Source organism: Nonomuraea sp. NPDC005650 (assembly GCF_040605375.1).
GTDB lineage: Bacteria > Actinomycetota > Actinomycetes > Streptosporangiales > Streptosporangiaceae > Nonomuraea.
This window is the reverse complement of sequence record NZ_JBEXCR010000013.1, coordinates 147,237-162,933: the sequence shown is the minus strand read 5'-3', so window position 1 is coordinate 162,933 and position 15,697 is coordinate 147,237. Positions and strand designations below refer to the sequence as shown.

12 protein-coding genes are annotated in these 15,697 nt (G+C 73.6%); 4 read left to right on the top strand and 8 right to left on the bottom strand.

Annotated features, from left to right (window positions below; all coding sequences use genetic code 11):
• The first annotated feature begins 9 nt into the window (after window positions 1–9).
• Together ABZS69_RS23500 and ABZS69_RS23495 are read left to right on the top strand one after the other, a co-directional pair.
• Window positions 10–1,872, top strand: coding sequence for an amino acid adenylation domain-containing protein (locus ABZS69_RS23500; protein WP_355376082.1), 1,863 nt, complete (start codon window positions 10–12; stop codon window positions 1,870–1,872).
• Window positions 1,869–4,889 carry a condensation domain-containing protein gene (locus tag ABZS69_RS23495; protein WP_355376079.1) on the top strand — a complete coding sequence of 1,007 codons (3,021 nt, stop codon included), beginning with the start codon at window positions 1,869–1,871 and terminating at the stop codon, window positions 4,887–4,889. The genes ABZS69_RS23500 and ABZS69_RS23495 overlap by 4 nt, the downstream gene beginning before the upstream one ends.
• On the opposite strand, the gene ABZS69_RS23490 is transcribed toward ABZS69_RS23495, so the two are convergent.
• The 3 genes from ABZS69_RS23490 to ABZS69_RS23480 are packed head-to-tail and all read right to left on the bottom strand — an operon-like array spanning window position 4,879 to window position 7,894.
• Complete coding sequence (locus tag ABZS69_RS23490) at window positions 4,879–5,973, bottom strand: 2-oxo acid dehydrogenase subunit E2 (RefSeq protein ID WP_355376076.1); 1,095 nt, start codon at window positions 5,971–5,973, stop codon at window positions 4,879–4,881. The genes ABZS69_RS23495 and ABZS69_RS23490 overlap by 11 nt on opposite strands.
• On the bottom strand, window positions 5,970–6,971 hold the full coding sequence (locus ABZS69_RS23485; protein ID WP_355376074.1) for a transketolase C-terminal domain-containing protein: 1,002 nt from the start codon (window positions 6,969–6,971) through the stop codon (window positions 5,970–5,972). Before ABZS69_RS23485 ends, ABZS69_RS23490 begins: the two co-directional genes overlap by 4 nt.
• Window positions 6,972–6,976: 5 nt before the next feature.
• Window positions 6,977–7,894 (bottom strand): thiamine pyrophosphate-dependent dehydrogenase E1 component subunit alpha, encoded by a 918-nt coding sequence (locus tag ABZS69_RS23480; RefSeq protein ID WP_355376071.1) that lies wholly within the window; start codon window positions 7,892–7,894, stop codon window positions 6,977–6,979.
• A 328-nt stretch (window positions 7,895–8,222) separates the two neighbouring features.
• On the opposite strand from ABZS69_RS23480, the gene ABZS69_RS23475 reads away from it, so the two are divergent.
• Together ABZS69_RS23475 and ABZS69_RS23470 are read left to right on the top strand one after the other, a co-directional pair.
• On the top strand, window positions 8,223–9,641 hold the full coding sequence (locus tag ABZS69_RS23475) for a condensation domain-containing protein (RefSeq protein ID WP_355376068.1): 1,419 nt from the start codon (window positions 8,223–8,225) through the stop codon (window positions 9,639–9,641).
• 7 nt (window positions 9,642–9,648) lie between these two features.
• Window positions 9,649–10,938, top strand: a complete 1,290-nt coding sequence (locus ABZS69_RS23470) for a condensation domain-containing protein (protein ID WP_355376065.1) — start codon at window positions 9,649–9,651, stop codon at window positions 10,936–10,938.
• A gap of 25 nt (window positions 10,939–10,963) precedes the next feature.
• On the opposite strand, the gene ABZS69_RS23465 is transcribed toward ABZS69_RS23470, so the two are convergent.
• The 5 genes from ABZS69_RS23465 to ABZS69_RS23445 are packed head-to-tail and all read right to left on the bottom strand — an operon-like array spanning window position 10,964 to window position 15,666.
• Complete coding sequence (locus tag ABZS69_RS23465) at window positions 10,964–11,491, bottom strand: gluconokinase (protein WP_355376062.1); 528 nt, start codon at window positions 11,489–11,491, stop codon at window positions 10,964–10,966.
• Window positions 11,481–12,710, bottom strand: a complete 1,230-nt coding sequence (gene manD / locus ABZS69_RS23460; RefSeq protein WP_355376059.1) for a D-mannonate dehydratase ManD — start codon at window positions 12,708–12,710, stop codon at window positions 11,481–11,483. The genes ABZS69_RS23465 and manD overlap by 11 nt, the downstream gene beginning before the upstream one ends.
• A gap of 45 nt (window positions 12,711–12,755) precedes the next feature.
• Window positions 12,756–13,904 carry a galactonate dehydratase gene (dgoD, locus tag ABZS69_RS23455; protein WP_355376056.1) on the bottom strand — a complete coding sequence of 383 codons (1,149 nt, stop codon included), beginning with the start codon at window positions 13,902–13,904 and terminating at the stop codon, window positions 12,756–12,758.
• Between the two features lie 5 nt (window positions 13,905–13,909).
• Window positions 13,910–14,725: a carbohydrate ABC transporter permease gene (locus ABZS69_RS23450; RefSeq protein ID WP_355376053.1), complete on the bottom strand. Its 816-nt coding sequence runs from the start codon at window positions 14,723–14,725 to the stop codon at window positions 13,910–13,912.
• A complete protein-coding gene (locus ABZS69_RS23445) occupies window positions 14,722–15,666 on the bottom strand; it encodes a sugar ABC transporter permease (RefSeq protein WP_355376050.1) in 945 nt (314 codons plus the stop codon). The genes ABZS69_RS23450 and ABZS69_RS23445 overlap by 4 nt, the downstream gene beginning before the upstream one ends.
• Between the last annotated feature and the right edge of the window lie 31 nt (window positions 15,667–15,697).

Below are 15,697 nucleotides of genomic sequence, written 5' to 3'. Positions count from 1 at the left end.
ATACCGACGTTGAGTGACGACACGACGCCGCCCCCCGCGAACGGCGGAGCGGGCACGATCTGGCGGTGGCTGGACAAGGCGCCCGACGCGGTGGCCGTGACCGGCTCCGACGGTCAGGTGACCTACCGGGAGCTGCACCGGCGCGTCGAAGACCTCGCCGCCGTGCTGCGCGGGCACGGCGTCGGCCCCGGGGTGCCCGTCGGGCTGTGCGTGGAGCGGACCACCGGGATGCTCGTGGCGATGCTCGCCGTGTGGGCGGCGGGCGGGGCCTATGTGCCGCTCGATCCGGCCTTCCCGGCCGAACGGCTGCGGATGATGCGGCAGGACGCGGGCATCGGAGTGGTGCTGACGCAGGCGGGCGTCGATCCCGCGCCGCTGGCGGGCGTTCCCGCCGTCATCACGCTCTCACCAGGGGGCCGGCCGCCGGACGGCGCCGCCGCCCGGTCCGCGGAGGTTCCGGCCGACGGGGATCAGCTGGCGTACCTGATGTTCACCTCGGGGTCCACCGGCCGCCCGAAGGGGGTGGCGGTGCCGCACCGGGCCGTGGCGAACCTGCTGGAGTCGTTCGCCGAACTGCTGCCGATCGGGCCGCGGGACCGGTGGCTGGCCGTCACCACGCTGTCGTTCGACATCTCGGTCCTGGAGCTGCTGCTGCCCCTGTTCACGGGAGGCCGGGTGGTGATCGCGGCCACCGCCGAGGTCTCCGACGGGTGGGCGCTGCGCGAGCGGGCCGCCGCCGAGGGCGTCACGATCATGCAGGCCACACCGGCGGGCTGGCGCATCCTGCTGGAGTCCGGCGGAGTCCCCGCGACGATCAGGACCCGCCTGTGCGGCGGCGAGGCGCTGCCCCGCGATCTCGCGGACGCGCTGCTGGCCGACGGCGCCGAGCTGTGGAACGTGTACGGCCCCACGGAGACCACCGTGTGGTCCACGGCCGGCAGGGTGCGGCCGGGACCCGAGGCCGTGGACCTCGGCTCGCCCATCGGGCGGACCTCGCTCCACCTGCTGGACGGGAACGGGACGCCGGTCGCCGGCGGGGAGGTCGGCGAGCTGCACATCGGCGGCGCGGGGGTCGCCCGGGGATACCACGGGCTGCCCGCTCAGACGGCCGCGCGCTTCCTGCCCGACCCGTACGCCGGCACCCCCGGCGCCCGCCTGTACGCCACGGGCGACCTGGCCAGGATCACGCCCGACGGCCGGTTGGAATATCTCGGCCGCGCCGACCAGCAGGTCAAGATCCACGGATTCCGCATCGAACTGGGCGAGATCGAGACCGTCCTGCGCGCGTCCGCCGAGGTCAAGGAGGCCGCGGTCGCCGTCCGCGACGGGCGGCTGGTGGCCTACCTGGTCCTGCGGGCGCAGGCCGTGGACTGGGCCGCGCTGCGCGAACGGCTGCGCGCGTCGCTCCCCGACCACATGATCCCGGTCCGGCACACGACCCTCACCGCCCTGCCCCTCACCCCCAACGGCAAGCTCGACCGCGCCGCCCTGCCCACCCCGTCGTGGACGCGCCCCGGCACCGCCGCCTTCCGCGCCCCGGCCACCCCGGTCGAGTCCGACCTGGCCGAGATCTGGGCGGACGTGCTCGGCGCCACCGAGCCCATCGGCGCCGACGACGACTTCTTCGAGCTCGGCGGCCACTCCCTCGCCGCGACCCAGATCATCGCCAGGGTCCAGGCCAGGTACGGCCTGGAGGTGCCCATCGTCGTGCTGTTCGAGCGTCCGACGATCGCCGGGTTCGCCGCCCGGCTCGACGACCTGGACGACGCCGAGCTCAGCCTGGCCGACGTGGCCGCGCTGCGCGACCAGCTCGACGGCCTCAGCGCCGAGGAGCTCCAGGGGCTGTTCGACGATCTGGCGGCCGGGTCATGAGGGCGCCGCTGTCGCCCGCGCAGGAACGGCTCTGGATGCTCCAGCGGCTGGAGCCCGGTGACGCCTCGTACACGATGTACCTGGTGCGCCGGCTGCGCGGCCCGCTCGACCGCGACGCCTTCACCGATGCCGTCGGGGCGCTCGTGGCCAGGCACGAGAGCCTGCGGACCGCCTTCGCGGAGGAGGACGGCACGCCCTGGGCGGTGGCCGGGCCGGCCGGCTGGGCGCCGCCGATAGAGTGGCTGGCGGCGGCCGGGGAGCAGGTGGACACGCTGGTCGCCGAGCGCACCAACGCCGCCTTCGACCTGGCCGCGGGCGTGCCGCTGCGGGTCGCCGTCATCGAGCTCGCCCCGGACGATCACGTACTGTGCCTGACGCTGCACCACATCCTGGCCGACGGGCACTCCCTGGAGATCATGCTCGACGACCTGGGCGAACACTACGCCGCCGCCGTGGAGCGCCGCCCCGCGAGCCTGCCCGACCTGCCCATCCGCTCCAGCGACTACGCGCGCTGGCAGCGTCGCAGGGCGGACAAGGCCATGCCGTACTGGACCGGGAAGCTGGCCGCGCCGCCGGTCACCGAGCTGCCCTTCGCCCGCCCCGGGCCGCGCGCGGCCGTCCGGGAGGGCGGATACCACTGGGTACGGCTGGACGCGCGGCGCCTGGCCGAGGTCGAGCGGCTGGCCGTGGCCCATCGGGCGACCCCGTTCATGGTGCTCATGGCGGCGTACCAGGCGCTGCTGTCCCGCCACAGCGGGCAGCACGACCTGGTCGTCGGCACCGTGGTCGCCGGGCGGGACCGGGTCGAGCTGGAGCGGATGGTCGGCTACCTCACCCAGACCCTGCCGCTGCGCGGCGACCTGACGGGCGATCCGACGTTCGCCGAGCTGCTCGGGCGGGTCAAAGGGGTGGCGCTGGAGGCGATGGGCCGGCCCGCGCCGCTGCTGGAGCGGCTGGCGCGCGGAGTCGAGACGCTGCTGCCGACCGTGTTCATCATGCAGGACTACGCCGCCGGGCAGGACCGGGTGTACGGGGGAGTCCGGGTGTCGGACTTCGCGGGACGCCACGAGCAGATCGTGGTGGACCTGCTCGTGGAGGTCTGGCCGGCGGGGGACGAGCTGGCGATCTGCTTCGGGTACGACGGCGCGGTGTTCGAGGCCGGCGAGGTGGCCACGATCGCCGAGCGCTACCTGACGCTGCTGGCCGGAGCCGTGGCCAGGCCGGACACGCCGATCTCGCGGCTTCCCGCGTGGACCGCGCAAGACGGGAGGACGATGGCCGAGCTGGCCGCCGGGCCCGCAGAGCCGGTCGCGGACGGCGTGCTGGAGCTGGTGGCGGGCGTGGTGCGCCGGACTCCGGACGCCGTCGCCGTGCGCTGCGGCGATCGGGCGGTCTCGTATGCGGCCCTCTGGGAGCGGGCCGGCACGGTCGCCGGCACCCTGCGGGACAGCGGTGTCCGGGAGGGCGACGTGGTGGCCGTGCGGCTGGCCCCGTCCGCCGACGTGATCGCCACGCTGCTGGGCGTGTGGCGGGCGGGCGCCGCGTACCTGCCCCTGGACCCGGCCGACCCGCCCGCCCGGCACGCCGACTCCATGGCCGCCGCGGGTGCCGCCTGGCTGGTCGGCGAGGACCGGGTGCGCGCCGTGGCCGAGGGGTGCGCGGCCACGGGAATCGCCTATGTGCTGACCACCTCGGGGTCCGCCGGGCTGCCCAAGGCGGTGCTCGTCGAGCACGGTTCGGTGGCGGCCAGGGTCGCCTGGATGCGGCGGGAGTACGGCCTGGGGCCCGGGGACCACGTGGTGCAGTTCGCGTCGCTGAGCTTCGACACCCACGTCGAGGAGATCTTCCCGGCGCTGGCGTCCGGGGCGGCGGTGGTGCCGCTGCCGGACGGCCCCGCGAGCCTGCCCGACCTGCTGGCCGGGCCGGACGGACGCCGGATCACCGTGCTGGATCTCCCGACCGCGTACTGGCACCGGCTCGTCGAGTCGCCGGGCGAGGTGGCGTGGCCGCCCGCGCTGCGGCTGGTGATCCTCGGCGGTGAGCAGGCCGACGGGGCGGCCGTCGCGCGATGGCACCGCGAGGGGCCCGGGGTCCGGCTGGTCAACACGTACGGGCCGACCGAGGCCACGGTCATCGCCACCTGGGCCGAGCTGCACGGCACCGACCCGGGCGGGCGCCCGCCGATCGGCCGGCCGCTGTCGGCCACGTCGGCGCGGGTGCTGGACGCCCGGGGGGAGCCGGTGCCACCGGGCGCGGCGGGCGAGCTGGCGATCGGCGGCGCCGGGGTCGCCCGCGGGTACGCCGGGCTGCCCGGCCGCACCGCCGCCGTCTTCGAGCCCGACCCGTACGGCGACGCCGGCGCCCGGCGCCTGCGCACCGGCGACCGGGCGCGGTGGCGCTCGGACGGGCTGCTGGAGTTCCTGGGCCGCCTGGACGACCAGGTCAAGGTGCGCGGCGTGCGCATCGAGCCCGGCGACGTGGAGGCCGCCCTGCGCGAGCACCCCGGCGCCGGTCAGGTGGCCGTGGCCGCGCGCGGCGAGGACCTGGTGGCGTACTACACCGGCCCCGCCGCCCCCGCCGAGCTGCGCGCGCACGCCGCGGGCAGGCTGCCGAGGGGCTTCGTCCCGACCCGGTGGTCCCGGCTGGCGGAGCTGCCGCTCACCTCCCGGGGCAAGCTCGACCGGGCCGCGCTGCCCGAGCCGGACCGGGTCACCGGTACGGACTACACCGCGCCGCGCACCGACGGCGAGACGCTGGTCGCCGAGATCTGGGCCGAGGTGCTCGGCCTCGAACGGGTCGGCGTGCTGGACGACCTGCTGGAGCTGGGCGGGCATTCGCTGATGACGACCCGGGTCGCGGCGCGGCTGCGGGCGATGCTGGAGGTGGAGGTGCCGATCCGGGTCGTGTTCGGCTGCGCCACCGTGGCCGAGCTCGCCGAGGCGGTCGAGGACCTGCTGATCGAGGAGATCGACGCGATGAGCGAGGAGGAGGCGCGGCGCGCCCTGCTCAGGGGGTGATGGTCTTCCGTACGGCGTTCAGGAACATCGCCGCCTCGCGCCCGTTGACGAGGCGGTGATCGAACGCGAGCCCGAGGGTGACCGTGGTGCGTTTCACGATATTTCCGGCCGCGTCGAGGGCGAACTCGTGCTGCGGCGCGCACAGCGACAGCGCGCAGGTCTGCCCGGGGAACACGATCGGCACGGCGAGGAGCACCGCCGTGTCGGTGTGCAGGGTGACGACGATGTTCCCGCCCGCCAGGTCGTCCTCGCGGAACGCCTCCCGCGACGCCTTCGTCCGGTACTCCGCCAGCCGCTCCGCGATCTCCTTGACGGACAGGCGGCCGGCGTCGCGCAGCACCGGGACGTACAGGCCGGTGCCGACGTCCACGGTGACGCCGACGTTCGGGGCCGGCGAGGGGCGTACGGCCAGCTCGCCGCCGGGCCCGTCCGCCACCACCGGCTCGGCGAAGCACATCGGGAACCGCCCGTGCAGCGACGCGACCGCGGAGACCAGCAGCTCGGGCAGGCCGATCAGGGCCCTGGCCTCCTTGCCGAGGGCGCGGGCCCGGGCGATCGCGGGGCCGGCGTCCAGCTTCACGGCGGTGAAGGCGGCCGGGATCGTGTGGTGGGAACGCGTCACGGCGGCGGCCACGGCCCGCTGAACGGCCGGCAGCGCCTGCGCCTTGGACGGGGAGCCGTCGTCCAGCAGCGCCGCCACGTCGGCGCGCTTGATCACCTTCTTCCCCAGCGCGCGGATCCGCGCCGGGTCCACGCCGTGCTCGTCGATCAGCGCCTGGGCGGGCGCGGTGACGAGCGGTCCCCCGGCACCGGCCGCCGCACCGGGATCGGCGGCCGCCGGCGGGGGCGCCGAGCCGTCCGAAACGTACGCGATCACCTCACCGGGCCTGCACGTCGCGCCGGTCTCCGCCGTCCGCCGCAGGACGCCGTCGCTCTCGGCCGCCAGCTCCTCGGCCGCCTTGGAGGTCTCCAGCACCACCACCGGATCGCCCTTCAGCACCCCGGCGCCGTCCTCGGCCAGCCACTCGACCAGCAGGTACTCGGTGTCGTTGTTGTTGAGCTTGGGCACGCGCAGTTCGGTCAAGGCAGGAGCTCCCGTACGGCGCGGACGATCGCGGTGTCCTGCACCAGCACGTCACGCTCGAGGTGGGCGGCCGCCGGGATCACGCCGGCCGCCGAGTGGACGAGGGACACGGGACGCCGCAGGCGCCCCCAGAGCCGGCCGTGCACCTGGTGCGCCACCTCGGCCCCCCAGGTGCCGCCGGCGGTGCTCTCCTCGGCGACGACCACGGCGCCGGCCCGCTCCAGCAGCGGCGACAGCGGGGCCACGTCGAAGGGGTACAGGCGCCGCGGCACGAGCAGCAGGCAGGTGATCTCCCGTTCCAGCAGCAGCGTGCGCATCGCGGCCAGGGCCCGGTGCGCCACCCCGCCCGGCGCGATGATCACGCAGTCGGCCTGCTCAGGATCGTCCAGGTACGCCCTGGTCACCCCGCCGGACCCCGGCAGCACGTCGTACCGGAAAAGGTCGTCCACGACCCCGCCGCCGAAGACCTGCCGGGTGTAGAGGATCTTGTCCTCGAACAGCAGGCACGGCTCGCCGCGGGCGAGCATCTCGCCGAACAGCTCGCGATGGTCGTCGAAGGGGGACACCTCGTACACCGCGAGACCGGGCACGCCGATGAAGTGCTTCTGCAGGCTCTGGCTGTGCGTGGGGCCGTAGCCGCGACCGCCACCGGACGGGCAGCGCACGACGAGCGGCAGCCGCAGCGGCCTGCCGTACATGGAGACGGACTTGCCGGCGAAGTTCACGAGCTGGTCGAAGGCCAGGGCCACGAAGTCGGCGAACATGATCTCGACGATGGCCTTGCCGCCCGCGAGGGCCAGGCCGCCCGCCACGCCGACGATGCCGTTCTCGCTGATCGGGGTGGCCAGCACCTGGCCGGGGAAACGGCTGGACAGCCCCTTCGTGATCTTGAACGCCCCGCCGTACGGGTCGAGCACGTCCTCGCCGAGCACCCGCACGGACGAGTCGCCGGCGAGCACCTCGTGCAGCGCCCGGTTGAGGCTCTCCGCGACCCGCACCGCCCTCAGCCCTCCCGCACCGACAGCGGCCGCGCGAGCACCTCGCCGGCCACCACCTCGGCGAACGCGCGCGCCTCCGCGTCCAGGCGGGCGAAGCGGGGGGAGACGGGGGCGCCCTCGCGCGGGTACCAGTCGTGCTCGCGGACGTGCCGCAGCTCCTCGGGGGAGCGGGTGTCGTCGCCCTTGCTGTGCGGCCCGAGCCGGTGCGTGGCGAACTCCACCACCAGCGGCCCCGCGCCCTGCCTGGTCCGCTCGAACAGCGGCCGCAGCGCGTCCCGGATCTCGTGGAGGCGCCGCGAGCCGACGTGCAGGAACCTGCACCCGAACGCCCGCGCCCGATCCCCGATCGTGCCCGCCAGCTGCGCCGACGTCGGCGTGCTCTGCGCGATCCCGTTGTTCTCGGTCACCACGACCAGCGGCAGCCGCCAGAGCGCGGCCATGTTGAGCGCCTCGTACACGGCGCCCTCGCCCCACGTCCCGTCGCCGATGTAGGCCAGCGCCAGCGTGCCCGGCTCGGCGTCCCGCAACTGCAGGGCCGCGCCCGTGGCGACCGGCAGGCTCTCGCCCTGGATCCCGGTGGACAGGTAGCGGCCGGACAGGATGTGCTGGCTGCCGCCCACGCCCCCGCAGACCGCGCCCTCGCGTCCGGTGATCTCCGCGAGCAGCCCGTACGGGTCGCGGAAGCGCGCCAGGTAGTGGCCGTGGCCGCGATGGTTGCTGAAGACGAAGTCCCGCTCGCCCAGCAGCGGGGCCAGCGCGACCGGTACGTACTCCTGCCCCAGGCAGGTGTGGGTGGTCCCCTGGACGAGCCCCTGGCCGAACAGGTCGAGCAGCTTGCGTTCGAAGTGCCTGATCAGCAGGAGCAGCCCGAGGTCGTCCTCGGACAGGTCCTCCGTGATCTCTTCCAGCAGTCCTTCTGGCACGATCGGCACTCCTTGAGGAGGGCAGCATTTTGGGAGCGCTCCCACGCAGTCTATCGATCACCGGGAGGCCCGACAATGGTCGACGGAGAGCTTTCCAGACTGTCAAACGCCGAGCATGAAGCGCTGGGAAAAGCCCCCGCCACGTGCGCTGATCGCGTTCCGTCCCGTTCGCTTCACGTCGAGTCGCCGCGGAAGATCTTGACCTTTCCTGAGGTGGAAACCTAGCCTTTTTGGGAGCGTTCCCACGTTGGCTGTCCGATCAACGAGGAGGGCTCGTGAGCCCCGAGACGAACCACTCGCGCCCGCGCGGTCTGCGGGGTGGGGGCCGTTGACCACCGAGCGCGAGAGACTGCTGCGGCGCCTGGCCACGCTACCTCCCGAACGCCGCGCCGCGCTGCGCAGGTCGCTGCTCGGCGACCCGGAGGAGCGCACCTGGCCGCTGTCCACCGGGCAGGAGCGGCTGTGGTTCCTGCAACGCTTCGACCCCGGCGACTGCGCGTACCACATCACCTGGCCGGTACGCCTGCGCGGCCCCGTCGACGAGGCCGCGCTCGGCGCGGCGTTCACCGCGATCGCCGCCCGGCACGAGGTGCTGCGCACCCGCTTCGTGCTGGACGGCGACCTGCCCGCGCAGGTCGTGGACGAACCCCGCGAGGTGCGGCTGGACCGGCTGGACCCCGCCGCCTCCGGCACCGGGCAGGCGATCGTCGGCTACGCGGGGCGGCCGTTCGACCTCGCGGCGGCCCCCGCGTGGCGGGCGGGCCTGTTGCGCCTGGCCGCCGACGACGCCGTCCTGTGCATCGTGCTGCACCACATCGTGGTCGACCACTGGTCGCTCGACGTGCTCATGCGCGAGCTCGGCGAGTGCTACCGCGCCCACCGGGAAGGCCGTTCGCCCCTGCTGGACGAGCTGCCCGCACAGTACCGCGACTTCGCCGTGGCGGAGCGGCGGCGGGCCGAGGAGGGCCGGGACCACCTGGACTTCTGGGCCGGGCGGCTCGCCGGGGCGCCGCCGCTCGACCTGCCCCTGGACCGCCCCCGCCCGGCCCGCTGGACCGGCCGCGGCGCGAAGGCCGGCGTGGCCGTGCCGGACGCGGACGTCACCCGCCTGGAACTCCTCGCGCGCGCCCACCGGGCCACCCCGTTCATGGCGTTGCTCGCCGCGTGGCAGGTCACGCTGGGTACGGCCGCCGGGCAGGACGACTTCTGCGTGGGCGTGCCCGTGGCCGGCCGGGACCGGCCCGAGCTGGCCCCGCTGATCGGCTACTTCTCCACCACGCTCGTCGCGCGGGCCGACCTGTCGGGGGACCCGCCCTTCGCCGAGCTGCTGCGGCGTACCCGGATCAGCACCCTGAAGGCCCTCGCCCACGCCGGGACCTCCCTGGACCGCATCCTGGGCGCGCTCCGGGTGCCGCGCGACCTGAGCCGCCCGCCGCTGTGCCAGGCGATGTTCAACCTCACCCACAACCTGCCCACCGGCGACATGCTCCGTACCGAGCTGGGGGACCTGGCCGTGGAGGTCTACCCGCAGCCGGACCTGGGCCGGGCCCGGGTGGAGGTCTCCCTCGACGTCTACCGGGGGCCCGAGGGGATCGGCGGCTGGCTGGAGTACTCGACCGACCTGTTCGACGCCGCCACCGCGCACCGCCTGGCGCAGGCGTTCGCCCGCGTGGTGTCGCTCGCGGGCGAGGACCCGAGTCTGCGGCTGTCCGAGCTGGGCGCCGCGGCCCGGAGATTGCCGAGCTAGGAGGGCCATGCGGCTTTCGGTGGACTTCGCCTCCGACCGTTCCGGCACGGCGGAGCTCGCGTGGGGTCAGCGGGACGTCTGGGGGGCGATCCACGAGGTGGGGCCGGACAGCGCCCACTACTTCAACGTGCCCCGGCTGCTCGCCGTCCCGCGCGCGGGCGGCCCGCGCCACCCCGGGGCCGTGGCCGCCGCCCTGGCCGAGGTGGTGGCCCGGCACGACGCGCTCCGATCCCTGGTACGGCACGGCGCGGACGGGCCTTACCAGGAGGTGGCGGCGGCCGGGACCCTGCCGATCGAGCTGGTCGAGGCCGCCCGCGGCGAGGCGGACGACGCCGCGGCCGAGATCGTCGCCCGCCTGGCCGGACGGCCCTTCGGCGACGGCGAGCTGCCGCTGCGCGCCGGATTCGTGGTCCGCGACGGCGTCGCCACCCGCGTGGCGCTGGTGATCAGCCATGTCGTCGCGGACTGGCGCGCGGCGGACGTGGTGCTGCGCGACCTGCGGATGCTGCTGCTCCGCGGCGCGATCGCGCGACCGCCGTCGGCGCAGCTGCTCGACCTCGTACGGGAGGAGCAGGCGGCCTCGGCCCGTTCCGACCGGTCGATCGCGCAGTGGGAGGCGCTGCTGCGGACCGTGCCGTCCGCCGTGTTCCCCGCCGTGGTCGGGAGCGGCGCGACGCCGAGGTTCGCGCGGGCCGTGCTGTCCTCGCCCCGGCTCGACCGGGCCGCCCGGGCGCTGGCCCGCCGTACGCGCGTCAGCACCGCCACGGTCCTGCTGGTGGCGGTCGCCATGCTGCTGCGCGAGCTGACCGGGCACGAGGTGTGCGCGATCACCCCGATCGTGCACAACCGCTTCGACGGCCGGACCCGGGACCTGGTCACCAGCCTGGACCAGCTCGGACTGTTCACCCTGGGCCCGGGCGGCACCCTCACCGAGACCCTGGCGAGCGCGTACCCGGCGGTTCTCGCCTCCTACCGGCGCGCCCGCTACGACTCGCTGGCCCTGCGCGCGATGGTCGACCGGATGAGCGCCGACCGGGGCGTCCCCATGTTCCCGTCGTGCTGCTTCAACGACCTGCGCCCGGGCGAGGACCCGGGCGGCGCGGACGGGGAGTCCGAGCTGGAGTGGCTGCCCGGCGTGGACCGGCGCAGCTGCGCCTTCTGCGTGGACCTGATGCGCTGGAAGGGCACGCTCGGCGTGGCCCTGAGCGCCGACACCACCCGCCTGCCCGAGTCCGAGATGGCCGCCCTCCTGCACCGGCTGGAGTCCTTCGTGCCCGCTGAGGTCAGGGGCGGGTGAACGGCTCACGCCCCGCTGGAGCGGGTCACGCCTGCGGCAGGCCGAGCCGGGTCCGCACCGTCGCCGCCAGCTCGTCCGGCGGCAGCGTCGCCTCCAGCACCAGCCCGGACTCCTCCGGGCCGAGGTGTTCCAGGGCCGCCCGCTGCGAGTCGAGCAGCGCGGCCGGCATGTAGTGGCCGGTGCGGCGGTTCAACCGGTCCCGGATCAGCTTCGCCGACCCGTGCAGATGGACGAACTCCACGTCCGGCGGGCCCTGCCGGAGGACGTCCCGGTAGGAGCGCTTGAGCGCCGAGCAGGCCAGCACCGTGGAGACGCCCTCGGCGTGCCGGGCGGCCATCCAGGCCGCCAGGTCACGGAGCCACGGCCAGCGGTCCGCGTCGTCGAGCGGGACGCCGGCGCGCATCCGCGCCACGTTCGCCTCCGGGTGGAACTCGTCCGCCTCGGCGAACCGCAGCCCGGTCAGCTCGCTGATCCTGCGGGCCACGGTCGTCTTGCCCACGCCCGACACGCCCATCACCACGAGGTGCCGGGTGGGCCGGTGCTCACCAGTCATGGACGGTGCCGTCCTTGAGCCGGTTGAACGGCAGGTACGCCGGCCGGTACGGGAACCGCGCCGCGGCCTCCTCGTCGAGCTCCACCCCGAGCCCCGGCAGCTCACCGGGGTGCAGGTAGCCGTCGGCGAAGCCGAACGACTGCCGGAACACCTCGTTGGTCGCCGGGCCGTGCTGCATGTACTCCTGGATGCCGAAGTTGTGGATCGCCAGGTCCAGGTGCAGCGCGGCGGCCATGCCGACTGGCGAGATGTCGGTCGGGCCGTGGATGCCGGACTTGATCTGGTACTGGGCGGCGTAGTCGAGCAGCTTCCGCATGGCCGTGATCCCCCCGGTGTGGGTGACGGCGGAGCGCACGTAGTCGATGAGCTGCTCGCGGATCAGCGTCTGGTAGTCCCACACGGTGTTGAAGACCTCCCCGATGGCCAGCGGGGTGGTGGTGTGCCGGCGGACCAGGCGCAGCGCCTCCTGGTTCTCCGCCGGGGTGCAGTCCTCCAGCCAGAACAGGTCGTACGGCTCCAGGGCCTTGCCGAGCCTGGCGGCCTGGATGGGGGTCATCCGGTGGTGCCCGTCGTGCAGCAGCGGCAGCTCGGGGCCGAACTCGTTGCGCACCGCCTCGAAGACGCCGGGCAGGTGGCGCAGGTAGGCGCGGGTGTCCCAGTCCTCCTCGGCGGGCAGCGGGGTGCGCTGGGCCGGCTCGTAGTCGTACCGCGTGCCGCCGGTGCTGGGCTGGGCGGCCACGCCGTACACGGCGTTGATGCCCGGCACGGAGGTCTGCACCCGCAGCGACCGGTAGCCCAGCTCCAGGTGCTCGCGGATCGAGTCGAACAGCTCCTGCAGATCGCGGCCGGAGGCGTGCCCGTACGCCATGATCCCGTTCCTGGAGGCTCCGCCGAGCAGCTGGTAAAGCGGCATCCCGGCGGCTTTGGCCTTGATGTCCCACAGCGCCACGTCCACGGCCGCGATGGCCGCCATGGTGACGGGCCCCCGCCGCCAGTACGCCGAGCGGTAGAGGAACTGCCAGGTGTCCTCGATGCGATGCGGGTCCCGCCCGATCAGCAGGGGGACGACGTGGTCCGACAGGTACGACGCGACCGCCAGCTCACGCCCGTTGAGGGTGGCGTCCCCCAGCCCGGTGATCCCGTCGTTCGTCGTGATCTTGAGGGTGACGAAGTTGCGGTCAGGGCTGGTGACGATGACGTCCGCTGCGGTGATCTTCACGCGGGTGTGCCTTTCTGGCGTCGGCGGTGCGTTCGAGGGACATGGTTACCATTCCGCGTACGAACCGTCCGGGTGCCGCCAGATGGGGCTGCGCCAGGCGTGTCCCTTTCTGTCGGCGGAGCGGACCGCCTGCTCGTCGATCTCGATGCCCAGGCCGGGCGCCGTGAGCCGTTCGACGTGTCCGTCCGCGAACGTCAGCGGGGCCTTGTCCAGGCAGTAGTCGAGCACCTCGGCGCCGCGGTTGTAGTGGATGCCGATGCTCTGCTCCTGGATCAGGTAGTTCGGCGTGGCGAAGCCGATCTGCAGGCAGGCCGCGAGGGCGATCGGGCCGAGCGGGCAGTGCGGGGCGAGCTGCACGTCGTACACCTCGGCGAGCGCGGCGATCTTGCGTACCTCGGTGATGCCGCCGGCGTGCGACAGGTCCGGCTGGGCGACCGCGATGCCGGCCTGGAGGACGGGCAGGAACTCCTGCCGGCTGTAGAGCCGTTCCCCGGTCGACACCGGGACGGTCGTCGAGCGGACGAACTCGCCGATGAGGTGCGAGTTCTCCGGGACGACCGGCTCCTCCAGGAACAGCGGCCGGTACGGCTCCAGCAGCGGCGCCACCCGGCGGGCATTGGCCAGCGTGAACCGCCCGTGGAAGTCGACGGCGACGTCGCGGTCGTCGCCGAGCACCTCGCGGGCGGCGGCCACCCGGGCGACCACGCCGTTCAGCTCGGCGACCGAGGCGACCGGGCTCATCCTGCCGGAGGCGTTCATCTTCACCGCGGTGAGCCCGGCGTCGATCTGGGCGGCGACGTGGTCGCGGACCTCGCCGGGCTCGTCGCCGCCGACCCAGCCGTACACCCGGATCCGGTCCCGGACCGGGCCGCCGAGCAGTTGGTGCACCGGGGCGCCGAAGTGTTTGCCGGCGATGTCCCAGAGGGCCTGGTCGAGACCCGCCACGGCGCTGGCCAGGATCGGGCCGCCCCGGTAGAACGAGCCCTTGGTCAGCACCTGCCAGTGGTCCTCGATGCGCAGCGCGTCCCGGCCGATCAGCAGCTCCGCGAGCTGGTCGACGGCCGCGCGGACGGTCTCGGAGCGCCCCTCGCAGGTGGCCTCGCCCCAGCCCACGATCCCGGAGCCGGTCTCCACCCGGACGAAGAGCCAGCGGGGGGCGACGAGGAAGGTCTCGATGCGCGCGATGGTCGTCATCCCGGTCAGCCCTTCGTCGCGCCGGCGGTGAGGCCCGAGACCACGTACTTCTGTACGAACAGGGCGATCACCATGATCGGCAGGGTGACCACGGTGGTCGCGGCCATCAGGCCGCCCCAGTCGATGCTGGCGTAGCCGACGAAGTCGAAGATCGCCACGGGCAGGGTCTTGGTGTCCGCGTCGGAGAGCACGAGCGCGAACATGAAGTTGTTCCAGGAGAAGATGAACGACAGGATCCCGGCGGTGGCGATGCCCGGCACCGACAGCGGCAGCGTGATGCGCCGGAACGCGCCCACGTGGGTCAGCCCGTCGACCAGCGCCGCCTCCTCCAACTCCTCGGGCAGGCTGTCGAAGTAGCCCATCATGATGTAGACCACCAGCGGCAGCGAGACGAACATGTGGCTGATGATCAGCACCCCGAAGCCCCCGACCATCTTCAGGTTGGAGAAGACGTAGTACCACGGCACCAGCAGCGAGACGCCGGGGATGACCCGGGCCATCAGCACCACCAGCGCGGACTTCCGCATGTTGAACCGGCTCATCGAGTACGCGGCCGGCACGCCGAGGATCAGCGACGCCACGGTGGCGGCGAAGGCGACCCAGAGGCTGTTGACGATGAACTCGACGTAGTTCGCCTGCTGGAGCACCTTGGCGTAGTTGTCCATGGTGGGGGAGAAGACCAGCGCCTTGCCGGGGTCGTAGATGTCGACGTTGGTCTTGAACGACGCGGCGACCATCCAGAGCAGCGGCGCGAGCAGGGCGAGCACCACGAAGGCGAGCGCCACCACCCGGAACACCTGGTACGCGGGCCGGGGCTTCATCGCTGCGCCTCCTTGCGCCGGGCGGTCAGGGCCCACATCGCCCCGATGATGATGAGGAAGAAGAGGATGAGGACCGTGGAGGAGACGCCGTACTCGTTGTAGTCGAAGCTGAGGCCGTAGGCGTACACGTTCAAGGTCTCCACCTCGTGGAACGAGCCGCCGCCGCGGCCCTTGGTGGCGTAGAGGATGTCGAAGGTCTTCAGCGCGTCGATGCCGCGCAGCAGCACCGCCACGGTCAGCGTGGGCATCAGCAGCGGCAGGGTGACGTGCCGGAAGCGCTGCCAGGTGCTGGCGCCGTCGATGCGCGCCGCCTCCTGCGGCTCCTCCGACAGCGAGGTGAGCCCGGCGAGCAGGATCAGCACCACCATCGGCGTCCACTGCCACACGTCGATGAAGATCGTGGTGGGCAGGGCGGTGTGCGGGCCGGCGAGCCACGGCTGGGGCCCGATGCCGACCCAGCCGAGCACCTGGTTGGCCAGGCCGATGTTCGGGTCGAAGATGAGCCGCCACATCATGCCGACCGCGACCGGGGTGGCGACGAGCGGCATCAGGATGGCGACGCGGACCCACCGCTGCCCTTTGAACGGCCGCCAGAGCAGCAGCGCGATCGCCATCCCGAGCACCACCTCGAACAGCAGCGCCACCACCGTGAACGCGGCGGTCCGTCCGACGGCCGGCCAGAACCGGTCGGTGTCGGAGAAGACGTCGAGGTAGTTCCGCAGGCCCACGAACTCGCTCTCCGCGCGCACGGACCCCTCGGCGTCGGTCAGGCTGAGGTAGCCGGTCCAGGCCAGCGGGAACACGAGCAGCGCGGCGACGAAGGCCATCGCGGGCGCGGCGAAGAGCCACTTGCGGTGCTCGTCGACCCAGCGCACCCAGCCGGGCGTGTCCGGGCCGGCGGAGGCGCTGCGCGGCGGCTCGGTGGTGGTGATCGTTGCCATGAGGTCTCCAGGGGTGGGCGGGCCGCGGGTG